Annotated in this window: 24 protein-coding genes and 2 pseudogenes; 13 read left to right on the top strand and 13 right to left on the bottom strand. The window is 70.7% G+C overall.

The genetic code is table 11. From position 1 onward, the window contains the following. Position 1 precedes the first annotated feature (1 nt). On the top strand, positions 2 to 1,114 hold the full coding sequence (locus tag ABZ865_RS14605) for a helix-turn-helix transcriptional regulator (protein WP_361229143.1): 1,113 nt from the start codon (positions 2 to 4) through the stop codon (positions 1,112 to 1,114). 96 nt (positions 1,115 to 1,210) lie between these two features. Here ABZ865_RS14605 and ABZ865_RS14600 read toward each other — a convergent pair whose 3' ends face one another. Next, complete coding sequence (locus tag ABZ865_RS14600) at positions 1,211 to 2,176, bottom strand: zinc-binding dehydrogenase (RefSeq protein WP_361229140.1); 966 nt, start codon at positions 2,174 to 2,176, stop codon at positions 1,211 to 1,213. Positions 2,177 to 2,367: 191 nt separating this feature from the next. Continuing rightward, positions 2,368 to 3,591 carry an NADP-dependent malic enzyme gene (locus ABZ865_RS14595; RefSeq protein ID WP_361229138.1) on the bottom strand — a complete coding sequence of 408 codons (1,224 nt, stop codon included), beginning with the start codon at positions 3,589 to 3,591 and terminating at the stop codon, positions 2,368 to 2,370. A 579-nt stretch (positions 3,592 to 4,170) separates the two neighbouring features. Here ABZ865_RS14595 and ABZ865_RS14590 point away from each other — a divergent pair. Genes ABZ865_RS14590 through ABZ865_RS14580 form a run of 3 tightly spaced genes read left to right on the top strand, consistent with a single transcriptional unit; the run spans position 4,171 to position 6,890 of the window. After that, positions 4,171 to 5,133, top strand: a complete 963-nt coding sequence (locus tag ABZ865_RS14590) for an ABC transporter substrate-binding protein (RefSeq protein WP_361229135.1) — start codon at positions 4,171 to 4,173, stop codon at positions 5,131 to 5,133. 30 nt (positions 5,134 to 5,163) lie between these two features. Further along, positions 5,164 to 6,093, top strand: a complete 930-nt coding sequence (locus ABZ865_RS14585; protein ID WP_361229132.1) for an amino acid ABC transporter permease — start codon at positions 5,164 to 5,166, stop codon at positions 6,091 to 6,093. After that, positions 6,090 to 6,890 carry an amino acid ABC transporter ATP-binding protein gene (locus tag ABZ865_RS14580; RefSeq protein WP_361229129.1) on the top strand — a complete coding sequence of 267 codons (801 nt, stop codon included), beginning with the start codon at positions 6,090 to 6,092 and terminating at the stop codon, positions 6,888 to 6,890. The genes ABZ865_RS14585 and ABZ865_RS14580 overlap by 4 nt, the downstream gene beginning before the upstream one ends. Positions 6,891 to 7,115: 225 nt before the next feature. On the opposite strand, the pseudogene ABZ865_RS14575 reads toward ABZ865_RS14580, so the two are convergent. Together ABZ865_RS14575 and ABZ865_RS14570 are read right to left on the bottom strand one after the other, a co-directional pair. Further along, positions 7,116 to 7,247: pseudogene (locus ABZ865_RS14575) on the bottom strand (SigE family RNA polymerase sigma factor); the annotation flags it as partial. Between the two features lie 128 nt (positions 7,248 to 7,375). Beyond that, positions 7,376 to 8,134 (bottom strand): class I SAM-dependent methyltransferase, encoded by a 759-nt coding sequence (locus tag ABZ865_RS14570; RefSeq protein WP_361229126.1) that lies wholly within the window; start codon positions 8,132 to 8,134, stop codon positions 7,376 to 7,378. Between the two features lie 100 nt (positions 8,135 to 8,234). On the opposite strand from ABZ865_RS14570, the gene ABZ865_RS14565 reads away from it, so the two are divergent. Beyond that, positions 8,235 to 8,864, top strand: a complete 630-nt coding sequence (locus ABZ865_RS14565) for a CGNR zinc finger domain-containing protein (RefSeq protein ID WP_361229123.1) — start codon at positions 8,235 to 8,237, stop codon at positions 8,862 to 8,864. Here ABZ865_RS14565 and sodX read toward each other — a convergent pair. After that, positions 8,768 to 9,202: a nickel-type superoxide dismutase maturation protease gene (sodX, locus tag ABZ865_RS14560; protein ID WP_361229717.1), complete on the bottom strand. Its 435-nt coding sequence runs from the start codon at positions 9,200 to 9,202 to the stop codon at positions 8,768 to 8,770. The two genes, ABZ865_RS14565 and sodX, sit on opposite strands and share 97 nt — an antisense overlap. Positions 9,203 to 9,347: 145 nt before the next feature. Between sodX and sodN the strand changes: the two genes are divergently transcribed. Together sodN and ABZ865_RS14550 are read left to right on the top strand one after the other, a co-directional pair. After that, entirely contained in the window at positions 9,348 to 9,743 is a 396-nt protein-coding gene (gene sodN, locus ABZ865_RS14555; RefSeq protein WP_100828187.1) for a superoxide dismutase, Ni, read from the top strand. Between the two features lie 126 nt (positions 9,744 to 9,869). Next, the gene (locus ABZ865_RS14550) at positions 9,870 to 10,652 is read left to right on the top strand and encodes a VOC family protein (protein WP_361229119.1); all 783 of its coding nucleotides are present in this window, start codon (positions 9,870 to 9,872) and stop codon (positions 10,650 to 10,652) included. Positions 10,653 to 10,698: 46 nt separating this feature from the next. Here ABZ865_RS14550 and ABZ865_RS14545 read toward each other — a convergent pair whose 3' ends face one another. From ABZ865_RS14545 to ABZ865_RS14530, 4 genes are read right to left on the bottom strand one after another with little or no spacing between them, the layout of a single operon-like run. After that, entirely contained in the window at positions 10,699 to 11,031 is a 333-nt protein-coding gene (locus tag ABZ865_RS14545; protein ID WP_361229116.1) for a DUF952 domain-containing protein, read from the bottom strand. A 9-nt stretch (positions 11,032 to 11,040) separates the two neighbouring features. Further along, positions 11,041 to 11,463, bottom strand: coding sequence for a YciI family protein (locus tag ABZ865_RS14540; protein WP_361229113.1), 423 nt, complete (start codon positions 11,461 to 11,463; stop codon positions 11,041 to 11,043). A gap of 7 nt (positions 11,464 to 11,470) precedes the next feature. Further along, entirely contained in the window at positions 11,471 to 11,689 is a 219-nt protein-coding gene (locus tag ABZ865_RS14535; RefSeq protein WP_361229110.1) for a hypothetical protein, read from the bottom strand. 26 nt (positions 11,690 to 11,715) lie between these two features. Further along, positions 11,716 to 12,300 carry a dihydrofolate reductase family protein gene (locus tag ABZ865_RS14530; RefSeq protein ID WP_361229107.1) on the bottom strand — a complete coding sequence of 195 codons (585 nt, stop codon included), beginning with the start codon at positions 12,298 to 12,300 and terminating at the stop codon, positions 11,716 to 11,718. A gap of 142 nt (positions 12,301 to 12,442) precedes the next feature. On the opposite strand from ABZ865_RS14530, the gene ABZ865_RS14525 reads away from it, so the two are divergent. Next, entirely contained in the window at positions 12,443 to 13,033 is a 591-nt protein-coding gene (locus tag ABZ865_RS14525; protein ID WP_361229105.1) for a TetR family transcriptional regulator, read from the top strand. A gap of 74 nt (positions 13,034 to 13,107) precedes the next feature. On the opposite strand, the gene ABZ865_RS14520 is transcribed toward ABZ865_RS14525, so the two are convergent. The 3 genes from ABZ865_RS14520 to ABZ865_RS14510 all read right to left on the bottom strand — a co-directional run bounded on the left by ABZ865_RS14520 (position 13,108) and on the right by ABZ865_RS14510 (position 16,809). Beyond that, a complete protein-coding gene (locus ABZ865_RS14520; RefSeq protein WP_361229102.1) occupies positions 13,108 to 13,713 on the bottom strand; it encodes a GNAT family N-acetyltransferase in 606 nt (201 codons plus the stop codon). Positions 13,714 to 14,114: 401 nt separating this feature from the next. Next, complete coding sequence (locus ABZ865_RS14515) at positions 14,115 to 15,290, bottom strand: family 2 encapsulin nanocompartment cargo protein polyprenyl transferase (RefSeq protein ID WP_361229099.1); 1,176 nt, start codon at positions 15,288 to 15,290, stop codon at positions 14,115 to 14,117. A gap of 112 nt (positions 15,291 to 15,402) precedes the next feature. Next, positions 15,403 to 16,809, bottom strand: coding sequence for a family 2B encapsulin nanocompartment shell protein (locus tag ABZ865_RS14510; protein ID WP_361229096.1), 1,407 nt, complete (start codon positions 16,807 to 16,809; stop codon positions 15,403 to 15,405). A 196-nt stretch (positions 16,810 to 17,005) separates the two neighbouring features. Between ABZ865_RS14510 and ABZ865_RS14505 the strand changes: the two are divergent. Together ABZ865_RS14505 and ABZ865_RS14500 are read left to right on the top strand one after the other, a co-directional pair. After that, positions 17,006 to 17,281: pseudogene (locus ABZ865_RS14505) on the top strand (N-acetylmuramoyl-L-alanine amidase); the annotation flags it as partial. A gap of 78 nt (positions 17,282 to 17,359) precedes the next feature. Continuing rightward, on the top strand, positions 17,360 to 18,289 hold the full coding sequence (locus ABZ865_RS14500) for a pyridoxal-phosphate dependent enzyme (RefSeq protein WP_361229093.1): 930 nt from the start codon (positions 17,360 to 17,362) through the stop codon (positions 18,287 to 18,289). A gap of 51 nt (positions 18,290 to 18,340) precedes the next feature. Here ABZ865_RS14500 and ABZ865_RS14495 read toward each other — a convergent pair whose 3' ends face one another. After that, positions 18,341 to 19,936, bottom strand: coding sequence for a Na+/H+ antiporter (locus ABZ865_RS14495; protein ID WP_361229090.1), 1,596 nt, complete (start codon positions 19,934 to 19,936; stop codon positions 18,341 to 18,343). A gap of 61 nt (positions 19,937 to 19,997) precedes the next feature. On the opposite strand from ABZ865_RS14495, the gene ABZ865_RS14490 reads away from it, so the two are divergent. The 3 genes from ABZ865_RS14490 (at position 19,998) to ABZ865_RS14480 (ending at position 22,039) form a co-directional block, all read left to right on the top strand. After that, the gene (locus ABZ865_RS14490; protein WP_361229087.1) at positions 19,998 to 20,258 is read left to right on the top strand and encodes a UBP-type zinc finger domain-containing protein; all 261 of its coding nucleotides are present in this window, start codon (positions 19,998 to 20,000) and stop codon (positions 20,256 to 20,258) included. A gap of 273 nt (positions 20,259 to 20,531) precedes the next feature. Further along, the gene (locus ABZ865_RS14485; protein WP_100828178.1) at positions 20,532 to 20,948 is read left to right on the top strand and encodes an anti-sigma regulatory factor; all 417 of its coding nucleotides are present in this window, start codon (positions 20,532 to 20,534) and stop codon (positions 20,946 to 20,948) included. Positions 20,949 to 20,965: 17 nt separating this feature from the next. Next, a complete protein-coding gene (locus ABZ865_RS14480; RefSeq protein WP_361229084.1) occupies positions 20,966 to 22,039 on the top strand; it encodes an RNA polymerase sigma factor SigF in 1,074 nt (357 codons plus the stop codon). Positions 22,040 to 22,058 lie beyond the last annotated feature (19 nt).

Here is a 22,058-nt window from a genome sequence, read left to right as displayed (position 1 = left end):
CATGCCTCCCGTCTTCGCCCATGGCCGCCTCCGTCTCTACCTGCTCAAGCTGCTCGACGAGGCCCCGCGCCACGGCTACGAAGTGATCAGGCTGCTCGAAGAACGCTTCCAGGGTCTGTACGCCCCCTCGGCGGGCACGGTCTACCCCCGCCTGGCCAAGCTGGAGGCCGAGGGCCTGGTCACGCACACCACCGAGGGCGGCCGCAAGGTGTACGCCATCACCGACGCCGGCCGCGCCGAACTGGCCGACCGCAGTGGCGAACTGGCCGACCTGGAGCTGGAGATCCGCGAGTCGGTCGCCGAACTCGCCGCCGAGATCAAGGCCGATGTGCGCGGCGCGGCCGGGGATCTGCGCCGCGAGATGCGCGCGGCCGCCTCCGAGGCCCGCAAGGGCGCCACGGCTGGCACCGGCCGGACGGGGGCCTTCGGGGAGTTCGGCGACCTGGGCGAGGCCGAGGCCTGGCGGGCCGCCAAGGAGGAGATGCGCCGGGTCAAGCAGGAGTGGAAGGAGCAGGCCCGGCGCGCCAAGGACGAGAGCCGCCGCGCCCGCGAGGAGGCCCAGCGGGCCCGCCGCCAGGCCCAGGAGGCCCAGACGCGGGCCCGGGCCCAGGCGCAGGAGGAGATGCAGCGCATCGCCCGCCGGGTCCAGGGCCGGGTCCAGGACCACTTCACCCGCGGCGACTGGCCGACCGGCGTTCGGGAGGGCATCGCCGAACTCGCCAAGGAGTTCAGCGAGTTCGGCAAGGAGTACGGCGTCGACTTCGGCAAGGACCGAGGCCCCGGCCGTACCCCGGAAGGCGCCACCACGGGCCCGGACCTCCGCAAGTCGGCCCCCGCCAAGGGACCGAACCACCCCTCCCCGGCCGACTCCACCCCGCATTACTCCACCACCCCGGAGGACTTCCCGGCGGAGTACGAGCCCTCCTGGGCGCACGAGGACAGCACCGGCGACCCGGCCCGTGACCTGGACCGCCTGCTGGACCGCTTCCGCGACGACATCCGCGACGCGGCCCGCGACCACGGCGTGACCGACGACCAGCTCCGCGACGCCCGCCACCGGCTGTCGACGGCGGCGGCCCACATCGGAGCGATACTGCGCCGCCCCCGGGTCTGATCCACCGGCCACGGACGAGGCGGAGAAAGCGGCAGCGGAGGCGGACCCGGCACCCCGCCTCCGCCCCCGCCTCCCCGTCGCCTGACAAGGCCTGCCTCAGGAGTTCGTGAGCACGATCTTCCCGAACTGCTCGCCGGATTCGAGCCGTTCGAAGCCCTCGCGGGCCCGGTCCATGGGGAGCACCTCGTCGATGACGGGTCGTACGCCGGTCGCGGCACAGAAGGAGAGCAGGTCCTCCAGCTCCTCCTTGGTGCCCATGGTGGAGCCGACGACCTTCAGTTCGAGGAAGAAGATCCGGGTCAGCTCGGCGTGCGAGGGGCGGTCGCCGCTCGTGGCACCGGAGATGACGATCGTGCCGCCCGGCCGCAGGGACTTCACCGAGTGGGACCAGGTCGCGGCGCCCACGGTCTCGATGACGGCGTCGACCCGCTGCGGCAGCCGCGCTCCCGACTCCACCGCCTCGACGGCCCCCAGCTCCAGGGCTCGCTTGCGCTTCGCCTCGTCCCGGCTGGTGGCGAAGACCCGCAAGCCCGCCGCCTTGCCGAGCACGATGGCGGCCGTGGCGACTCCCCCGCCCGCGCCCTGTACGAGGACCGAGTCACCGGGCCGTACCCCGGCGTTGGTGAAGAGCATCCGGTACGCCGTCAGCCAGGCCGTCGGCAGACAGGCGGCCTCCTCGAAGGACAGCTCCTTCGGCTTGGGCAGGATGTTCCAGGTGGGTACGGCGACCTGCTCGGCGAAGGTGCCCTGGTAGCGCTCGGTGAGGATCGAGCGGGGCTCGTCGGGGCCGACGCCGTGACCGGTCTGGCCGATGACGGAGTGCAGGACGACCTCGTTGCCGTACTCGTCGATCCCGGCGGCGTCGCAGCCGAGGATCATCGGCAGCCGTTCCTCGGGGAGTCCGACACCCCGCAGGGACCAGAGGTCATGGTGGTTGAGAGAGGCGGCGCGGACCGTGACGTTACTCCAGCCGGGGCGGGCCTCGGGGGCCGGACGCTCCCCCAGCTCAAGGCCGGAGAGCGGCTGGTCGCGGTCGATTCGGGCGGCGTAGACAGCGAACATGGCGTCGACGATAGGTGCGCCGTGCAGTCAACGGAACCACAGGGCCCTGTGACACACGCCCTCTTGCGTGACGAGAGCGCTATGCATCCTGAGCCAGGGGCACCATCAGGGCACCCCCTGCTCACCCGGTCGGCGGGCGGGTGGGCAAAGAAATGGCCCCACCCGAACGGGCGGGGCCATTCAGCGGGGCGTCACCGACGCGCGACGCCCTCGGCACGAGCGGCGGCGGCCACCGCCGCCGTCACCGCGGGAGCGACCCGCTCGTCGAAGGGAGACGGAATCACATAGTCGGCGGCGAGATCGTCACCGACGACCGCGGCCAGGGCCTCGGCGGCGGCGATCTTCATGCCCTCGGTGATCCGGGTGGCCCGCACCTGCAGCGCGCCCGCGAAGATCCCCGGGAAGGCCAGCACGTTGTTGATCTGGTTCGGGAAGTCCGAGCGGCCGGTCGCGACGACCGCCGCGTACTTGTGCGCCACCTCGGGGTGGACCTCCGGGTTCGGGTTGGCCATCGCGAAGACGAAGGCGCCCTCGGCCATGGAGGCCACGGCCTCCTCGGCGACCGTGCCGCCGGAGACGCCGATGAAGACGTCCGCACCCGCCAGCGCGTCCTCCAGCGAGCCGGTGATGCCGGCCTTGTTCGTGAAGGAGGCCAGCTCCCGCTTGACCGAGGTGAGGTCCTCGCGGTCCGCCGAGACGACGCCCTTGCGGTCCGCGACCGCCACGTCCCCGATGCCGGCCTCGACCAGCATCTTGGCGATGGCGACGCCGGCCGCGCCGGCGCCCGAGATGACGGCCCGCAGCTGTCCGATCTCGCGACCGCTGAGCCGCGCCGCGTTCCGCAGCGCCGCGAGCGTCACGACGGCCGTACCGTGCTGGTCGTCGTGGAAGACCGGGATGTCCAGCCGCTCCTGGAGCCGACGCTCGATCTCGAAGCACCGCGGCGCCGAGATGTCCTCCAGGTTCACTCCGCCGAACGAGGGAGCGAGCCGGACGACGGTCTCGACGATCTCGTCCACGTCGGTGCAGTCGAGCGCGATCGGCACCGCGTCGACTCCGCCGAACTGCTTGAACAGGATCGCCTTGCCCTCCATCACGGGGAGGGAGGCCTGGGGACCGATGTCCCCGAGTCCGAGAACGGCCGTACCGTCGGTCACGACGGCCACCACGGAGGACTTCCATGTGTAGTCGTTGACCAGCTCCGGCTGTTCCGCGATCGCGGTGCACACGCGCGCGACGCCGGGCGTGTACGCGAGGGAAAGGTCGTCCTTGTCACGGACCGGCACCGTGGCCTGCACAGCCATCTTGCCGCCGCGGTGCAGCGCGAACACCGGGTCGAAGGAATCGAGGGGCTCGGCCCCGGACTCCTGATCCGTACTGTTGTCGCTGCGAGGATTGACGATCTCCGCTGCCACTTTGTCTTACCCCTTAGGTATGCATGGTTTGAGGGTCGACCACTCCTGGTGAGGGGTGGGCGGGCACCGCGTACGGCCCGAATGCTTGATACGTGCAGGCCCTACGCGACGGGCGCGCCGCACACGCGCCCTGAGCCCCGGATGAGGGGTGTAAAGAACCTTCTTACCGGACGGACGGCGCCGACGACGAGTCCAATAGGTGCAAGGTCACATCTGGCGACCAGAAAGCCACACGCAAGTGACACGCCGCTGACGGGTGCGCGGAGCGTGCGGCGGAGCGGGCACCCGGGGGCGCGAACGCCGCGAAAAGCCACCACTCCGGCGTCCACATCGTGAGATACGCCGAAGAATTTCCGGCTGGAGGGCTTGATTCCCGCAGATGTTCGATGGCGGTGAACCAAGGTTGTACCGACCTGAGACGGTTCGGGGGTCACCCGTTATCCGATTTTGACATGGCGACGCCCCTGAATGGCGTAGTCCGAATGGCAGGATGCCGTAAACCCACGAGGTCGCGACACACGATGGCGTGTGCTGTCGTCGACCCAACGGCATCTCCACACCTTCCGCGGAGGAACCACCATGACCGCAAGCTCCACCCGTCGTACGACCGCCCGTGCCAGGACTGCCGCGGTCGGTGCGATCGCGGTCGCTGGCGCCCTGATCCTCACCGGCTGCGGTGACCAGACGGACAAGGGCAATGACAGCGGCTCCACCTCGTCGTCCTCCGCCGCCGCGCCGCTCGCCGACAAGCTCCCCGCGGACATCAAGAAGTCCGGTGTCATCAAGGTGGGCTCCGACATCGCCTACCCGCCGGTCGAGTACATGGAGGGCGGCAAGGCCGTCGGTATCGACCCGGACATCGCGGACGCCCTCGGCAAGCAGCTGGGTGTGAAGTTCGAGTTCCAGAACGGCAAGTTCGACCAGCTCATCGTGGGTCTGCAGGGCGGCCGGTCCAACGTGATCATGTCGGCGATGAACGACACGAAGGACCGCCAGAACGGCATCGACTCCGACACCGGCAAGAAGGTCGGCAACGGCGTCGACTTCGTCGACTACTTCACCGCCGGCACCTCGATCCTGGTCCAGAAGGGCAACCCGAAGGGCATCAAGTCGCTGGACGACCTGTGCGGCAAGGTCGTGGCCCTGCAGCGCGGCACCACGTCCGAGGGCATCGCCAAGGCGCAGAGCAAGAAGTGTACGACGGACGGCAAGAAGGCCATCACGCTGCAGACCTTCGACACCGACCCCGAGGCGCTGCTCCGTCTGAAGCAGGGCGCGTCCGTCGCGGACCTGAACGACTTCCCCGTCGCGGCCTACAACGCCAAGACCTCCGGCGGCGGCAAGGACTTCGAGGTGGTCGGCGACCAGATCGAGGCCGGCCCGTACGGCATCGCGATCAGCAAGGACAAGGCCCAGCTGCGCGACGCGCTCCAGGCCGCCATGAACGCGATCATCAAGAACGGCGACTACCAGAAGATCCTGCAGAAGTGGAACGTCACGCAGGGCGCGGTCACCGAGGCGAAGATCAACGGCGGCTCCTGAGCAGCTTGAGCAACACTGAAGGGCTGTCCTGTGACTGACACGGTCGACAAGACTCCGGCGCCATCCGTGCCGCCGGAGCAGATCAAGGCCATCCCGGTGCGCCACTACGGCCGCTGGGTGGCGGGCGCCGCCGTCGTCGCCGTTCTGGTGCTGATCGGTATCGCCTTCTCGAACGCGAAGATCAACTACAGCATCATCCCGGACTACCTGACGGACGGAACGATTCTGTCCGGTGTCTGGCACACGCTGTACATCTCCGTGCTCGCCATGGCGCTGGGCCTCGTCCTCGGCGTCGTCCTCGCGGTGATGCGGATGTCGTCGAATCCGGTCACCAGCTCCGTCGCGTGGCTGTACATCTGGTTCTTCCGCGGCACCCCGGTGCTGGTGCAGCTGCTGCTCTGGTACAACCTCTCCCTCGTGTTCCCCATCCTCAACCTGGGGTTCTACAAGGACGAGATGAACCAGGTGATGACGCCGTTCCTGGCGGCGCTGCTGGGTCTCGGCCTGAACGAGGCCGCATACATGTCGGAGATCGTGCGCGCCGGCATCCAGTCGGTCGACCTGGGGCAGACGGAGGCCTCGCACGCACTGGGCATGACCCAGGGCAAGACGCTGCGCCGGGTGATCCTGCCGCAGGCGATGCGGGTGATCGTGCCGCCGACCGGCAACGAGTTCATCAACATGCTGAAGACCTCGTCGCTGGCCTACGCGGTGCAGTTCAACGAACTCATCAAGCGCTCGACGGACATCTCCAGCACCTCGCTGGCGGTCGTCGAGATGTATTTCGTCGCATCGATCTGGTACCTGATCCTCACCAGCGTCTTCAGCGTCGGGCAGTATTACCTTGAGCGGCGTTACGCCCGCGGTTCGACGCGCAACCTGCCGCCGACCCCGTTCCAGCGCCTGAAGAAGAACCTCCGACTGTTCGGTTCGTTCCGCCGCCCGGAGGTGGCCCGATGACCGGTCTCAGCAAGGACATCACCCCGCCCACCAGCGGCGCGCCGATGGTCAAGGCCGAGGGCGTGCACAAGTCCTTCGGGCTGTCGCACATCCTCAAGGGCATCGACCTGGTGGTGAACCCCCGCGAGGTCTTCTGCCTGATCGGCCCGTCCGGTTCTGGCAAGTCCACCTTCCTGCGGTGCATCAACCACCTGGAGAAGATCAGCGCCGGCCGGCTGTACGTGGACGGCCATCTGGTCGGCTACCGGCAGAAGGGCGACAAGCTCTACGAGCTGAAGGAGAAGGAGGTCGCGGCGCAGCGACGGGACATCGGCATGGTGTTCCAGCGCTTCAACCTCTTCCCGCACATGACGGCGCTGGAGAACGTCATGGAGGCGCCGGTCCAGGTCAAGGGCGAGGCCAAGGCGGTCGCCCGGGAGCGCGCCGAGCGACTCCTGGACCGGGTGGGCCTCGGTGACCGCAAGGGCCACTACCCGGCTCAGCTCTCCGGCGGTCAGCAGCAGCGCGTGGCCATCGCCCGGGCTCTGGCGATGCAGCCGAAGCTGATGCTCTTCGACGAGCCGACCTCGGCCCTCGACCCGGAGCTGGTCGGCGAGGTCCTCGACGTGATGCGGGACCTGGCCGAGGACGGCATGACGATGATCGTCGTCACCCACGAGATGGGCTTCGCCCGCGAGGTGGGCGACAGCCTGGTGTTCATGGACGACGGCGTGGTGGTCGAATCCGGCCATCCGCGCGATGTCCTGACGAACCCTCAGCACGAGCGGACGCAGTCGTTCCTGTCCAAGGTGCTGTAAGGCGTCACTGCACGAGAGGGCGGTACGGATTTCCCGTACCGCCCTCTCGCGTACTCCCGTTCGTCAGGGCAGCAGCTCCGGCTTCAGTACCAGTGCGCGCAGCTGGGCGCGGGTGAGCGGGAACGACTTCAGCACCGGGCCCTGGGAGCCCTTGCCGAGGAAGCCCTTCCAGTCCTGCACGTACAGCGCACGACCGTCCTTCAGCAGCAGCCGTGTCTGCAGCCCCTTCACGAGCGTCGTCTGGACGAGGTCCTCCGCCTCGTCGCGGTTGCCGCACAACAGGTATGCGCTGCGGAACAGCGCCGTGCGCCTGCCCTCGACGAAGGCCTGCAGAGCCGCTTCCCCGCCCCGCGTCATCCCTCCCCCTTTCCGCCGGCCCACCGGTTACGGACCGTCTCACCCGTACCAGTGCGGTGGGACGCCCGCGGGGACGCAGAAGAGGCGGTACGAATTTCTCGTACCGCCTCCGGCCTGCGTGGCGTGCCCTACTTCAGGGCGAGGAGCAAGGTGTCGGAGGGCGAGCACCACACCGCCCGGGCCTCCCCGAACCCCTTCTCCCGCAGGGTCCGCGCATGCCAGGCCACGGAGGGCATGTCCCCGTCGGCGTGCTCCCCGTAGATCTCGAAGCGGCGGGCGGTCGGCTCGGCGAGGACGGGGTCCTTCGCGGCCAGCTGCCACCAGTCGGCCCAGTCCAGCGCGCCGTCCCGCTTGGCCTGTTCCATGCGGGCGTGCCGCCGGGCGCGCTCGGCCGCGTTGATCCGGGGCGTGGTGTCGTCGATCATGTGGTCCGCGTTCATGAAGACACCGCCGTCGCGGACCAGTTCCGCGACCTGACCGTAGAGGGCCGCGAGGGGTTCGCTGTGCAGCCAGTGCAGGGCCGTGGCGGTCAGGACCGCGTCGTAGGAGTCGTACGGCAGTTTCGCCGGCCAGTCGGGGTCCTTGAGGTCGGCGGTGACGAAGGAGACGCGGTCGTCGCCCTCGAAGGTGCCCCGGGCGATGGCCAGCAGGGCCGGGTCGAGGTCGACTCCGGTGCTGGTCGCCTCGGGGAAGCGCGCCAGCAGCCGGGCGGTGATGCTGCCCGTGCCGCAGGCGAGATCGAGCACGCGCGGGGCCGTGCCGACGAGCGCCTCGACCATGTCGAGCATGATCCGGAACCGCTCCTCGCGGTCCGGCATGTACCACTCCTGCTGTCGGTCCCAGCTCTCCTGCCACGCGGCCCAGTCGGTTCCGGTACTGGTGGTCATGGATTCCCCGTCCCCTCACACACGCGTAATACCCTGGAAGCACGACCGGCTGTTACCCGACCGCAGACACGACCATAGAGCGCCCCCGTAAGGACTACAAGTGGAACTGGCCTATTACTCGGATTACGCCGTACGCCTCGTCAACAGCGAGGAGCCGGTCCGCGGCAAGGACTCCCTGACCTCGGTGGAGGCCGTCCGCGACCTCTTCGGCGCGAACTCGTCGGCGGCCCGCCGCGCCGGCGACGCCGACGTCACGCGCTTCCGCTCGGTCCGGGCCCGGCTGCGCGCGGTCTTCGAGGCGGCCGACAAGGGCGACGAGACGCTCGCCGTGGACCTGCTGAACTCCCTCCTCCTGGAGTTCCCGGTGAGCCCGCAGATCTCCGGCCACGACCACCGCGACGAGGACGGTCGCCCCCTGTGGCACATGCACCTGGCCGACCATCCGTCCAACCCGACCGCCGGCTACGCGGCGATCGCGGCGATGGGCCTCGCCTTCCACCTGACCGAGTACGGCGTCGACCGCCTCGGCCTGTGCCAGGCGGCACCCTGCCGCAACGCCTACCTGGACACGTCCACGAACCGCTCCCGGCGCTACTGCTCCGACCGCTGCGCGACCCGCGCCAACGTGGCCGCCTACCGGGCCCGCAAACGCCTGGAGGCCGACCGGTCCGACAGCAGCGGCCTGGCCGCCGAGAACGCCCAGCGCAGCAGCGCGAGCGGCGAACGCTGACCGCGCCCGAGCGGCCGGTAGCGGAACCACGCCTTCCCCAGGATCAGCTCCTCCGGCACCACCCCGTAGTCGGTGCTGTCCCCGCCCGCGTACGGGTTGTCCCCGAGCACCCACCAGCCGCCCTCGCGCCGCTCCACGGCACGCTTGACCACCAGCAGGTCCTGCTGGAACGGGTGGCGCAGGACGACGACGTCCCCCGGCCTGACCGAGGCCCCGTACTGGACCAGCAGCTGGTCCCCGTGATGCAGCGTGGGCACCATGGACGGCCCCGTCACCTCGGCCAGTCCGAAGGGCGCCACTGCCCTCCCCCGATCGGTCTCCTGCGACAGCTCCGGCATCCCCGGCACCTCCCCGGTCCGTTCCTCCACCAGTCTCAGTCTCACCCTGGACTTTTGTCCTAAGCCCTGGGGGGCACTCGGGAAAACCCGTCCCTCAGGGAGTAATGTCCCACCTGAGAAGACGATCACGAGGAAGGAATGCTCCATGCTTTCCCGCCTGTTTGCCCCCAAGGTCAAGGTCAGCGCGCACTGCGACCTGCCCTGCGGCGTGTACGACCCGGCCCAGGCCCGCATCGAGGCGGAGTCGGTGAAGGCCGTGCAGGAGAAGATGGCCGCCAACGACGACCCGCACTTCCAGGCTCGCGCCACCGTCATCAAGGAGCAGCGCGCCGAGCTTGCCAAGCACCACGTCTCGGTGCTCTGGAGCGACTACTTCAAGGCCCCGCACTTCGAGAAGTACCCGGAGCTGCACCAGCTGGTCAACGACACCCTGAAGGCCCTCTCGGCCGCCAAGGCGTCCACCGACCCGGCCACCGGCCAGAAGGCGCTGGACTACATCGCCCAGATCGACAAGATCTTCTGGGAGACCAAGAAGGCCTGACGGTTCTTCTCGTCGCCAGGGGCCCGGCACTCACCCACCGACCGGGCCCCTTCGCCGTCTCTGGGCCCCTTCGCCGCGTCCGGGCTCGGACCCTGTTGCCGGTTGTCCGTGCTTAGGATCACCGCCATGACCACCACGACCGCCATCCGCTGGACGTACGCCTTCGTCGACCGACCCGCCGACCGGCTCGCCGAGGCCGGGGCCTTCTGGTCGGCCGTCACCGGGACGCGGCTGTCCGAACCGCGCGGGGATCAGGGTGAGTTCATGACCCTGTTGCCCGAGGGCGCGGACACGGACGCGTGCGTGAAGCTGCAGGGGGTCGCCGACGGGGCGGGTGGCGCGCATCTCGACCTGTGTGTCGAGGACGTGCCCGCCCTGGTGCGGACGGCCCGGGAACTCGGCGCGGACCTGGTCGCGGACCACGGCGACTGGGCCGTACTGCGCTCCCCCGCCGGACAGTTGTTCTGCGCCGTGCCCTGGCACGAGGAGTCGGTACGGCCGCCCGTGATCGAGGGCAGCCGCCTGGACCAGGTGTGCCTGGACATCCCCCCTTCCCGGTACGACGCCGAGACCGCCTTCTGGACCGCGCTGACCGGCTGGGACCAACCGGGGGCCTCCCGGCCGGAGTTCCGGGTGCTGACCCCGCCGCCGGGGCTGCCTGTCCGTTTCCTCCTCCAGCGCCTCGGCGACGAACGCCCGGCCGGCGCCCACCTGGACATCGCCTGCGCGGACCGCCGGGCGACCCGTGCCCGGCACGAGCGGCTGGGGGCCGTGTTCGTCGCCGAGCAGCCCCACTGGACGGTGATGCGCGATCCGGTCGGCGGCACGTACTGCCTGACCGGACGCAACCCCGAGACCGGCGGGCTACCGGCGGCTGCCGACAAGCCCCCGGCGCCTGCGCGCGACTGACGTCACCCCTGTCACGCCCGTCACCCCCGTCGTCCCGTCGTCTCCGTCACCTCCAGGGCTCCACGTCCACTACGGCGTCGACCGGCACCGGGCCGTACACGTGCGGGAACTCCTCCCCGCCCGGCTTCATGGCCTCGTACTTGAGCGGCACGTCGAGCCGGGCCGGGTCCACCACGAGCACCACCAGCTCGTCCGGGCCCGCGTAGTCGCCGTACAGGAGGGCGCCGATGTGCGGGAGTTGCTCGCGGGTGGAGAAGTGGATGAAGCCCTCTTCCTGGAGGGTGCGGCCGCGGGTCGACACCTCATAGGTGCCGCGCTCGCGGGCCTCCTCCCACAGGGAGCGCTCGGTGACGTGGACGATGTGCGGAAGTTTCGGCATACGGCCACGCTACGGCCACGGCCCGGCCGCGGCACCGTCCATGATCGGCCGGATCACCACGGGATAGTCGGGCAGGCCCTCGGGTCCGGGGCAGCGGGTGACGCGTTCGGCGATCTCGGTGGCCCGGTCCAGGCCGGCGCAGTCCACCACCCAGTAGCCCACTATGTGCTCCTCGGTCTCCCCGTACGGCCCGTCGGTGATCACCGTGTTGCCGTCCTCGTCGCGCCCGACCAGCCGGGTCCGGGCGGGCTCGGCCAGGCCCTGGGCCTCGACGAGTTCGCCCGACTCGGCGAGGTCGTCGTTGATCGCGTTCATGTACAGATACATGGCCTTGAGCTGCACCTCGGTCCAGGCCGGGGAGTGCGCGGAGGGTCTGCCCGCCATCGCGTCGTAGTCCGCCTGCGTGCCCTGCACCATCACCAGGTACTTCATGGTCCGCTCAGGGTTCCTTCGCGGAGGATTCCTCGGGTCGCGGCTGGTCGTCGGTCCCGGACTCCGGTGCCGCCGGCTCGGCAGGTCCCCCGTAGGCCTCGCAGTCGGGGTTGTGGCACGGGCCGGGGGCCCACACCGGTACCCAGGCGCCCAGCGTCTTGTGCCGCCCCACGATGGTCCCGACGGGCTGTCCGCAGACGGGACAGACATGTTTCACCCTGCCCATGTCCCCAGGGTAGGGCGGGCGCGGGTTCAGCGCTTCCTGCGGTACGTCCGCATGAGCGCGCCGTTGCCGAAGGTGCGCACCGAGTCCAGGGTGAACTCCTTGATGTCGAGGCCGGTGCCGAACATCGGCATGCCCGTGCCGTAGACGATCGGGTAGGTCTTGATGACCAGTTCGTCGATCTCGTCGAGCAGGGCTCCCGCGAGCCGCGAGCCGCCGCACAGCCAGATCCCCAACCCACCCTGCTCCGCCTTCAGTTCCCGGACCCGGCCGACCACGTCCTCGGCGATGATCTCGATGTGCGGGTCGGGCGAGGCACCCAGGGTGCGTGAGGCGACGTACTCGCGCAGATGGGCGTAGGGGCTGGTGATGCCCTCCTTCAGCGCCGGTTCGTAGCTGCCCCGGCCCTGGATGACGGTGTCGAACCGCTTGTTCTCCAGGCCGTCGGCGCCGTACTGCTTGCGGACGTGCGTGGGCAGGGTCTCCGGGAACTCCGTCGTGAGGAACGCGAGGTACTCCTCGTCGAGGAAGCGGAACATCGCCGTGGCGTCGCCGGCTTCGTCGCCGATGAAGCCGTCGAGCGAGCAGGCGATGAGGTACGTGAGCTTTCGCAAGCTGTTCTCTTTTCGTAGGCTGCCGGGCGGCGGTGTAACCACTCCGGTTGTAGTGCTCCATTTGTAGTACTCCAGTTGTAGTGGTGCAAGGTGTTTCCGGGAGAAGTCTCGGGACGAGGGCAAGTGGGAGAGGTGGTTCCGCATGGCGGGGAATCCGGAACGGCGGGCGGCACTGGTGGACGCCGGGATCACGGTGCTCGCGCGGGAGGGCGCACGAGGCCTGACGTTCCGTGCCGTGGACGCCGAGGCGGGTGTGCCCACCGGCACCGCCTCGAACTACTTCACCGGCCGTGACGACCTGCTCCGCCAGATCGACGCCCGGCTGCACATCCGGCTCGCCCCGGATCCCGAGGTGATGGAGGGACTGCTGCGGGGCGCCCGGGACCGCTCGCTCGTCACGGCCCTCATGCGGGACCTCATGAACCGCGCGGTCCGCGACCGCACTGGCTACCTCGCCCTGCTGGAGATGCGCCTGGAGGCCACCCGGCGCCCCGAACTGCGCGCCTCCTTCACCACGTCGGTACGCGGCGACCTGGAGCAGGGCATGGAGTTCCACCGACAGGCCGGCCTGCCCGGCGGGGACGAGACCGTCACCGTCCTCTACCTCGCCATGCTCGGCCTCATCCTGGAACACCTGACCCTTCCTGGAGTCCTGGACGGCGCCCTGGACGGGGTGAGCGTGCCGGAGGGGCTGGTCGAACGGATCGTGGCGACGGTGGTCCCCGAGAAGTAGACCGACGGATCCAGGGGCTCGGCTTCAGGAAGCCGACTTCAGCAGGCCGGCTTCAGGAGGCCGGCTTCGGCAGGTCAGCCGCGCGGTTCCCGCCACATCGGCCATACGCGCGGGCCGTCGGGCAGGTCGAGGGGCTCGCGGTCGGTGAAGCCGAGGCGCTCGTACAGTCCCCGGCTGCCAGGGTTGCTGGCTTCCAGGTAGGCGGGCAGACCCTCGCGGTCGCAGCGGTCGAGGACGGGCCCGAGAAGTGCCGTACCCAGGCCCTTGCCCTGCCGGTCGGGCAGCACGCCTATCAGCGGCAGATACAGATGCGCACGGTCCGAGGGATGCGCCGCACCCGTCAACCGGCCCACCAGTTCCACGCGTTCGTTGTCCGGGTCGATCGCCTCGCGCAGCCGGGCCGGGCCGTCGTCCTCGGCGTGGGCGCCCTTGTCCCGCGCGGGCTCGGACAGCCACAGGGCGCATGCCGAGCCGTCCTCGGTGACGTCGGCCCACCCCTCGTTCAGCACGAGTCCGGTGAGGGCGGCCACCAGTCGGGGATGCACCGCACGGCGGTACTCCGGGTCCGGGAACAGCCAGCCGCTGACCGGATCGCTCTGGAAGGCCGCGTCCAGGATGCCGATCAACAGATCCCGGTCACCCTGCCCCGCCGTCCTGACCCTCACTGTCCGCTCGCCCATGGTCGCCCCCGCGCTCTTCCCCGTAGTCCCCGTGGTCTCCTGTCCCGTCCGGCTCCGCCGCCTTCGACGTCACCGGCCGTCACTGTGAGAACGCACCGCGTCTCCACCGGGTTCCCGAGCGATCGACTTTCGCGAGCGAATTTCTCGCGCCCTCTCCGCACCCGCGATGGAGATGGGGACGGGCCCCGCACACTGTGGGGATGTGCGGGACCCGAGGGCCGGAGCCCCCGGTGACCGTGCGGGGTCAGGAGCCGCACGGTCCCGGAGGCTCCGGGTTCTTGTGGCCGCCCGGGCCGATCGGCTGCCCTGGCCGACCGGCTGCCCAGGCCGCTCGGGCCGAGCCGCTCCGGCCGCTCGGGCCGCTCAAGCCGCTCGCGCGGCCGATCACTCTCGGCCCGGTCTCAGCTGCTGCGCCGGGTCACGAACTCCGCCAGTGCCAGCAGGCCGCCCGCCGAATCCGGGGCGGGCACGGCGCGGGCCAGCTCCTGCATCGCCCGCCCCATCCGGTCGGCCGCCTCGGCCTGCGCCCAGTCCCGGCCGCCCGCCTGCTCCACGGCCAGGGCCGTCCGCGCGAGCTCCCCGTCGTCCCCGCTCTCCGTCGCGACGTACGGCTTGCCGTACAGCTCGGCGAGTTCGGCCGCCGCCGGAGTGCCGGAGACGAGCGCCGCCACCACCGGCAGGGACTTCTTGCGGACCGCGAGATCCGCACCGGCCGGCTTGCCGGTGCGCCGCGGATCTCCCCATATGCCGATGACGTCGTCGATCAGCTGGAAGGCGAGCCCGGCCTGGCGGCCGAAGGCGTCCAGCGCCGCCACCTCCTCCTCCCCGGCGCCCGCGTACAGCGCGCCGAGTGCGCAGGCGCAGCCCAGCAGCGCGCCGGTCTTCGCCTCGGCCATGGCGAGCACCTCGTCCAGGGTGACCTCGTCGGGGGCGCGCTGCTCCATGGCGGTGTCGGTGTGCTGTCCGGCGCACAGTTCGACCACGCAGTCCGCGAGCCGGGCGGCGGCCGGACCGGAGGCCGGGTGCGGGTCCTCGGCGAGCAGCCGCAGGGCCAGCGCCTGCAGCGCGTTCCCGGCGAGGATCGCGTCGGGGACCCCGAACACCGTCCATGCCGTGGGCCGGTGCCGACGTGTGGTGTCCCGGTCCATCACGTCGTCGTGCAGCAGCGTGAAGTTGTGGATCAGTTCGACCGCGGCGGCGGCCCGCACGGCCGCCGCCCGCGCCCCCGGGCCGCCCAGCGCGGTGGCCGCGGCGAGCACGAGGGCGGGCCTGATCGCCTTGCCGGCGCTGCCCGCCGCCGGGGTGCCGTCCGCCTGCTGCCAGCCGAAGTGGTAGAGCGCGATCCGGCGCATGGGGCCGGGCAGCGACTCGACGGCCGCGCGCAGCTCCGGGTCGACGAGGGACCGGGTCCGCTCCAGCAGCGCCGGCGCCTCCTGCCCGTCGAGCGGACCGGTCCCGGCGTCAGCGCCCGGACCGCGCCGCTCGCGCGGTCCTGGTGGCGCGGGCTCCTCCCCCGGCCCGCCGGACCGTGTCTCCCCCGTTGCGTGCTGTTTGGTCTCCGTCATGAACTCGGCCATGGTTCCCCCTCGCGGAGTCCGCGGACGGCGGCGCTTCCGCTCCGGCTGGACGCATACCCCGAGGATGTACCCGCCCCGGAGGGCAGGAACACGGCCGCGAAGTGCGGAAACGTCACCGCCACCGGCCGATCTCGACGTTCTCCAGCACGCCGAGCGCGTCTGGCACCAGGACGGCGGCCGAGTAGTAGGCCGTCACCAGGTACTTGATGATGGCCTGTTCGTTGATGCCCATGAAACGCACGGACAGGCTCGGCTCGATCTCGTCCGGGATGCCGGACTGCCTCAGGCCGATGACACCCTGGTCCGCCTCGCCGGTCCGCATGGCGATGATCGAGGTCGTCCGGGCTTCGGTGACCGGGATCTTGCTGCACGGGTAGATCGGCACGCCCCGCCAGGTGGGGATGCGGTTACCGCCCATGTCGATGGTCTCCGGGACCAGTCCGCGCTTGTTCAGCTCGCGTCCGAACGCGGCGATCGCGCGCGGGTGGGCGAGGAACAGCTTGGTGCTGCGCCGGCGGCTGAGCAGCTCGTCCATGTCGTCCGGGCTCGGCACGCCGTCGTGCGGCTGGATCCGCTGGTCGTACTCGCAGTTGTGGAGCAGGCCGAAGTCCCGGTTGTTGATCAGCTCGTGCTCCTGGCGCTCCTTCAGCGCCTCGACCGTGAGCCGCAGCTGCTGCTCGGTCTGGTTCATCGGCTGGTTGTACAGGTCGGCCACGCGCGTGTGGATGCGCAGCACGGTCTGGGCGATGCTCAGCTCGTACTCGCGGGGCCGGGCCTCGTAGTCGACGAAGGTGTGCGGGATGTCGGGCTCACCGGAGTGACCGGCGGCCAGCTCGACCTCCTTCTCGCCGTACTTGTTGGTCCGCTGCTCGGGGACGGAGCGCAGCTGCTGGACGTGGTCGCGCAGCGAGTCGGCGCGCTCGGCGACCTGCTCGAAGTCCTGGCGGCTGAGGATCAGCACCGTGCACGCGGTGTCCGCGCGGGCGGTGTACTCCCAGATGGCGTCCGGGTCCACCAGCGCCTGCTCGCCGAAGTAGGCGCCGTCGGCGAGGACGCCGAGGACCGCGTCGTCGCCGTAGGGACCGGTGCCGACCTTCTCGACCCTGCCGTGGGCCAGCAGGTACACCTCGTCGGTCTGGCTGCCGAAGGACGCGATCACCTCGCCGGGCGCGTAGTCCCGCTGCCGGCAGCGCCGGGACAGCTCCGTCAGCACGTCGATGTCCTCGTACGACCGCAGCGCCGGCAGCTCGCCGAGTTCGGCCGGGATGACCTCCACCTGGTCGCCGGTCTTCACGAAGGTGATGCGGCCGTCGCCGACGGCGTAGGTCAGGCGCCGGTTCACCCGGTACGTGCCGCCGTGTACGTCCACCCACGGCAGGGTGCGCAGCAGCCAGCGGGAGCTGATCTCCTGCATCTGGGGTACGGACTTGGTCGTGGTGGCCAGGTTCCGCGCTGCCGCCGTGCCGAGAGACTGCTGCGGCTTGCCCTGATCCGTGCGGACCTCTTCGCCTACCGACATAAGGAAATGCCCTCCCATGTACGCCCGGTGCCGGATCTCACCTGGCACCGGTCTCACTGAAACGAGCCTTCCATCACGCAGAGCACGCGCACCATTACCCAAAAGAGCGGGAATGGATCATCCGACTACTGGGCAGAAAGAGGGATCTAGCCCTCTGTCGCCCTCGCTGCACCGATTGTCCGGATCGGCTCGCACAGGCCCCTGGGGCCCGGTCCACGGCGTGATGATCCACCACACCGTCACCCGGGGCGGCCGGCACACCGTCGAGCTCGGCGACGGCGAGGATCCCTGGCCCGAGGAGCAGCTCGACGCGATCGTGCGGGCCGCGGCGGCGGTGTGCCGACGGCACGGCTGGACGGAGCGGTCGGTCATCGGCCACCGGGAGTGGCAGCCAGGGGAGGGTGGATCCGCGGGGGTTCACGATGGCGTCCCTGCGGACCGGATCAGGGAACGGCTGAAGGACGGCGGCTGAGGAACAGCGGCAGAAGGACTGGGGGCCGACCCGCCCTGGGGCCGGGCGCGGGCTCCGCCGCTCGGCGACAATGGGCGCGTGACCAGCGCCGACCCGCTCGCCCCCGTGCTCCCCTCTCCCCTCCAAGAGGTCCGCGACGACCGATTCGAGCGGCAGAGTGTGCGGCTGCTGCTCAAGCGGGACGATCTGATCCACCCGGAGCTGATCGGCAACAAGTGGCGCAAGCTGATGCCGAACATCGAGGCGGCGCGGGGCCGGCCGCTGGTCACCTTCGGCGGGGCCTACTCCAATCATCTGCGAGCCACCGCCGCAGCGGGCCGCCTCCTGGGGCTGCCGACGGTCGGCGTGGTCCGCGGCCAGGAGCTGGCGGACCGCCCGCTCAACCCGTCGCTGTCCCGGTGCGCGGCCGACGGCATGCGACTGCACTTCGTCGACAGGTCGACGTACCGGTGCAAGGGCGAGCCGGAGACCTTGGCGGCGATTCTGCGCGCGGCCGGCGCGGAGGCGTCGTACGTCGTGCCCGAGGGCGGCAGCAACGCCGAGGCGGTGCGCGGCTGCGCGGCTCTCGGCGAGGAGATGCGCGGGCGGGCCGACGTCGTGGCGGTGGCCTGCGGCACCGGCGGCACCCTAGCCGGACTCGCCGCCGGGCTGGGCACCGGGCAGCGCGCGCTCGGCATACCGGTCCTCAAAGGCGGCGGCTTCCTGGAGGCCGACATAGAGGCCCTCCAGGAGCGCGCGTTCGGCGCCCGCACCGGCGTCTGGTCCCTGGACGACCGCTTCCACTTCGGCGGTTACGCCCGTACGACACCGGAACTGGACGCCTTCGCGGAGGACTTCGAGCAGCGGCACGGCCTGCCCGTGGAACGCCTGTATGTCGCCAAGTTGCTGTACGGACTTGTCGCCCTGGCGGAAGAAGGCGCCTTCGCGCGCGGGACGACGATCGCGGCGGTCGTCACCGGACGGCCCTTCCCGCCCACCCAGCCGGCCCAGCCGCCCCCGCCCTCCTAGCCCACCCAGACCAACCGGCCACGACGGCCGCCGGACAGCCCGCCGGGCCGCCTAACCCGCTTCCCGGTAGGCCGCCGCCTCCTCCAGGTCGAGCCTGCGCAGCAGCGCCCGCAGCATCTCGTCGTCGATGTAGCGCAGGTCGCGCAGCTTGACGAAGACCTCGCGCTCGGCGCCGATCATCTCGCGGGACAGCCGGCGGTAGGTGTCGTCGACGGACTCGCCGGTGACCGGGTTGACCTGGCCGAGCCGCTCCCAGACGGCGTTGCGGCGGCGCTCCAGGACGGCGCGCAGCCGGTCGGCGAGGGGCGGGGGCAGGGCGTTGCGCTCGTCGGAGAGGAGTTCGTCGAGGTGGGTCTCGGCGGCCCGGGAGGCCTGCGCCTGGGCGTTGGCCTCGGCGAGCGTCTCGGCCTGCTGGTCGCGGCCGGGAAACTTGAGCAGGTGGATCAGCGGGGGCAGGGACAGTCCCTGCACGACCAGCGTGCCGATGACGGTGGTGAAGGTCAGGAAGAGGATCAGGTTGCGCTGCGGGAAGGGCTGGCCGCCGTGCACGGTCTCGGGGATGGAGAAGGCGATGGCCAGGGAGACGACGCCTCGCATGCCGGCCCAGCTGGTGACCATCGCCCCTCTCCAGGTGGGGTTGTCCTCGCGTTGCCTGACGCGCTCCGAGAGCACGCGGGGCCCGAAGGCCGCCGGGTAGACCCAGACGAACCGGGCCAGCACGACGACGAGGAAGAGGGCGACGGCGTACCAGGCGGCGCGCGGGCCCTCGGACGCGCCGAGGCCCTTGAGGACGACCGGGAGCTGGAGGCCGATCAGGGCGAAGACCGCCGACTCGAGGATGAAGGCGACCATCTTCCACACCGCCTCCTCCTGGAGCCGGGTGGCGAAGTCGACCTCCCACGCGCGGTGGCCGAGGTAGAGCGCGACGACCACGACCGCGAGCACCCCGGAGGCGTGCACCTGCTCGGCGACGCCGTAGGCGACGAACGGGATGAGCAGGGACAGGGTGTTCTGCAGGAGGGCTTCCTTCAGGTGCGTGCGCAGCCAGTGCAGGGGCGCCATGAGGACGAGGCCGACGCCGACGCCGCCGACCGCGGCGATCAGGAACTCGCGGATGCCGCCCGCCCAGGTCGCGCCCTCGCCGATGGCGGCGGCCAGGGCCACCTTGTAGGCGGTGATCGCGGTGGCGTCGTTCAGGAGCGACTCGCCCTGGAGGATCGTCGTGATCCGGGACGGCAGCCCGACCCGGCGCGCGATCGCCGTGGCGGCCACCGCGTCGGGCGGCGCCACCACGGCGCCCAGCACCAGCGCGGCGGGCAGCGGCATCCCGGGGACGAGCAGATGGACGGCCCAGCCGACGACGACGGTCGCGAAGAGCACGTAGCCCACCGACAGCAGTGCCACCGGTCTGAGCTGGGCCCGCAGGTCGAGGTAGGAGCTGTCGCTCGCCGAGGTGTACAGCAGCGGGGGCAGCAGCAGCGGGAGGACGACCTCGGGGTCGAGGGTGTAGTCGGGCACCCCGGGCACGTAGGACACCGCGAGGCCGGCCGCGACCAGCAGCAGGGGCGCCGGCACGGGGGTCCGCCGGGCCGCGCCGGCGACCGCGGCGCTGCCCGCCACCAGGAGCAGCAGCGGCAACACGTCCATGATCCTCGCCCACCCTCTTTTTCCGCGCGGTCACCCGCACGCCCGTCGTAACCTGGCAATCATGAAACAGTGCACGCACGCCGACGCGCTGCCGCACCCGGAACCCGGGCCGCTCAGCGAGACCTGCCTGGAGTGTCTTGCGGAGGGGACGCATCCGGTACAGCTGCGGCTCTGCCTGACCTGTGGCCACGTCGGCTGCTGCGACTCCTCGCCGAAGCAGCACGCGACGGGGCATCACACGGAGTCCGGACACCCCGTGATGCGGAGCTTCGAACCCGGAGAGGACTGGCGGTGGTGCTTCGTCGACCACGTTCTCGTGTGACACTGCACGGGAGACGACATGCGGCCGCCACCGCGGACGGTTCGGGCGTCTGACGCCGGGGTACGTCAACCCGGCGCGCGCTCTTCCCATTTGGGCCCGCAAACCCTCTAGACACGGAGCGTATCCGCAGCTTTACTGTGAGTGACGCCAGGGGGTTGGGGTCCCAGGGACAGGAACGTTCCGAGCGCGATAGCGTCACCGCGGAACCACGTACGCGTTACCCCGGGGGGCGACCCTCGGCCCCGTAAAGCTTGTACCACCATGGAGGTGAGGGTGTCCCAGATCGCAGGCGAGCCCGCGGCGAACCAGGACTTCGTGGAAGTCCGTCTGCCGGCTGCGGGTGCCTACCTGTCGGTGCTGCGGACGGCCACGGCCGGTCTGGCGGCCCGCTTGGACTTCACCCTGGACGAGATCGAGGACCTGCGCATCGCTGTGGACGAGGCCTGCGCGATCCTGCTCCAGCAGGCCGTGTCGGGCTCCGTGCTGAGCTGCGTCTTCCGGCTCGTCGACGACTCGCTGGAGGTCACGGTGTCGGCGCCGACCACCGACGGCCACGCCCCCTCGCGGGACACCTTCGCCTGGACCGTGCTCTCGGCCCTCGCGGGCAAGGTCTCGTCCGCCGTCGACGAGGACAAGACCGTGTCGATCAGCCTCTACAAACAGCGCGGCGCGGGTCCCGGGCCGGCGTGAGGAACGGGGACGGTCCGGTGCGTGACGAAGAGCGCGGCACACGGGAGCTGCCGACGGGGGGCACCAGCCCCTCGAACGGCTCCCGACGCATGACCGACGGCATCGACGGCATCCCCGAGCAGGCCAGACCCCACCCGGAGGACGACTCCGCGCAGGTCGGCCATGACGGTGCCGTGCAGAGCGCGCCTGCGCAGGAGCGCGGCGGACCCCGGTCCGCCCCGCACGCGCAGGCGAGGGCTCGGGGAAGGGTGACGGGCGGGACGATGAGCGAGCACGAGCGAGACGCCGAGGACGCCGCGCCGGGCGCGGAGGCCGTGCAGGCGGCACAGCACGACCCCCAGGACCGGAGCGGGGCGCGCGCGATGTTCGTCGAGCTACGGGGGCTCAAGGAGGGCAGCCCGGAGTACGCGGAGCTGCGCAACCAGCTGGTCCGCATGCATCTGCCGCTCGTCGAGCACCTGGCGCGCCGCTTCCGCAACCGCGGCGAGCCGCTGGACGACCTCACCCAGGTCGCCACGATCGGCCTGATCAAGTCCGTGGACCGCTTCGACCCGGACCGTGGTGTGGAGTTCTCCACGTACGCCACCCCGACCGTCGTCGGCGAGATCAAGCGGCACTTCCGGGACAAGGGCTGGGCGGTCCGGGTGCCGCGCCGGCTGCAGGAGCTGCGGCTCGCGCTGACCACCGCGACCGCCGAGCTGTCCCAGCAGCACGGCCGCTCCCCCACGGTCCACGAGCTGGCGGAGAAGCTCGCCATCTCGGAGGAGGAGGTCCTGGAGGGCCTGGAGTCCGCGAACGCGTACTCCACGCTGTCCCTGGACGTCCCCGACACCGACGACGAGTCGCCCGCGGTCGCCGACACACTCGGCGCCGAGGACGAGGCGCTGGAGGGCGTGGAGTACCGCGAGTCGCTCAAGCCGCTGCTGGAGGACCTGCCGCCGCGCGAGAAGCGGATCCTGCTGCTGCGGTTCTTCGGGAACATGACGCAGTCGCAGATCGCGCAGGAGGTCGGCATCTCCCAGATGCACGTCTCCCGGCTGCTCGCCCGGACACTGGCCCAGCTGCGGGAGAAGCTCCTCGTCGAGGAGTAGGACCCCTGCGAAGAGTCCG

Source organism: Streptomyces sp. NPDC047085 (genome assembly GCF_040643735.1).
Classification (GTDB): Bacteria; Actinomycetota; Actinomycetes; order Streptomycetales; family Streptomycetaceae; genus Streptomyces.
The sequence above is the reverse complement of the archived record's forward strand: the minus strand, read 5'-3'. Positions and strand labels throughout refer to the sequence as shown.

What these genes read in the sequence shown, in the direction of transcription:
- ABZ865_RS14535 (WP_361229110.1), bottom strand. Translation starts at nt 11,689, where the DNA reads ATGGGCAGGGTGAAACATGTCTGTCCCGTCTGCGGACAGCCCGTCGGG.
- ABZ865_RS14570 (WP_361229126.1), bottom strand. Translation starts at nt 8,134, where the DNA reads ATGACCACCAGTACCGGAACCGACTGGGCCGCGTGGCAGGAGAGCTGG.
- ABZ865_RS14510 (WP_361229096.1), bottom strand. Translation starts at nt 16,809, where the DNA reads ATGTCGGTAGGCGAAGAGGTCCGCACGGATCAGGGCAAGCCGCAGCAG.
- ABZ865_RS14550 (WP_361229119.1), top strand. Translation starts at nt 9,870, where the DNA reads ATGACCACCACGACCGCCATCCGCTGGACGTACGCCTTCGTCGACCGA.
- ABZ865_RS14495 (WP_361229090.1), bottom strand. Translation starts at nt 19,936, where the DNA reads ATGGACGTGTTGCCGCTGCTGCTCCTGGTGGCGGGCAGCGCCGCGGTC.
- sodN (WP_100828187.1), top strand. Translation starts at nt 9,348, where the DNA reads ATGCTTTCCCGCCTGTTTGCCCCCAAGGTCAAGGTCAGCGCGCACTGC.
- ABZ865_RS14545 (WP_361229116.1), bottom strand. Translation starts at nt 11,031, where the DNA reads ATGCCGAAACTTCCGCACATCGTCCACGTCACCGAGCGCTCCCTGTGG.
- ABZ865_RS14515 (WP_361229099.1), bottom strand. Translation starts at nt 15,290, where the DNA reads ATGGCCGAGTTCATGACGGAGACCAAACAGCACGCAACGGGGGAGACA.
- ABZ865_RS14490 (WP_361229087.1), top strand. Translation starts at nt 19,998, where the DNA reads ATGAAACAGTGCACGCACGCCGACGCGCTGCCGCACCCGGAACCCGGG.
- sodX (WP_361229717.1), bottom strand. Translation starts at nt 9,202, where the DNA reads ATGCCGGAGCTGTCGCAGGAGACCGATCGGGGGAGGGCAGTGGCGCCC.
- ABZ865_RS14580 (WP_361229129.1), top strand. Translation starts at nt 6,090, where the DNA reads ATGACCGGTCTCAGCAAGGACATCACCCCGCCCACCAGCGGCGCGCCG.
- ABZ865_RS14520 (WP_361229102.1), bottom strand. Translation starts at nt 13,713, where the DNA reads ATGGGCGAGCGGACAGTGAGGGTCAGGACGGCGGGGCAGGGTGACCGG.
- ABZ865_RS14600 (WP_361229140.1), bottom strand. Translation starts at nt 2,176, where the DNA reads ATGTTCGCTGTCTACGCCGCCCGAATCGACCGCGACCAGCCGCTCTCC.
- ABZ865_RS14590 (WP_361229135.1), top strand. Translation starts at nt 4,171, where the DNA reads ATGACCGCAAGCTCCACCCGTCGTACGACCGCCCGTGCCAGGACTGCC.
- ABZ865_RS14525 (WP_361229105.1), top strand. Translation starts at nt 12,443, where the DNA reads ATGGCGGGGAATCCGGAACGGCGGGCGGCACTGGTGGACGCCGGGATC.
- ABZ865_RS14605 (WP_361229143.1), top strand. Translation starts at nt 2, where the DNA reads ATGCCTCCCGTCTTCGCCCATGGCCGCCTCCGTCTCTACCTGCTCAAG.
- ABZ865_RS14540 (WP_361229113.1), bottom strand. Translation starts at nt 11,463, where the DNA reads ATGAAGTACCTGGTGATGGTGCAGGGCACGCAGGCGGACTACGACGCG.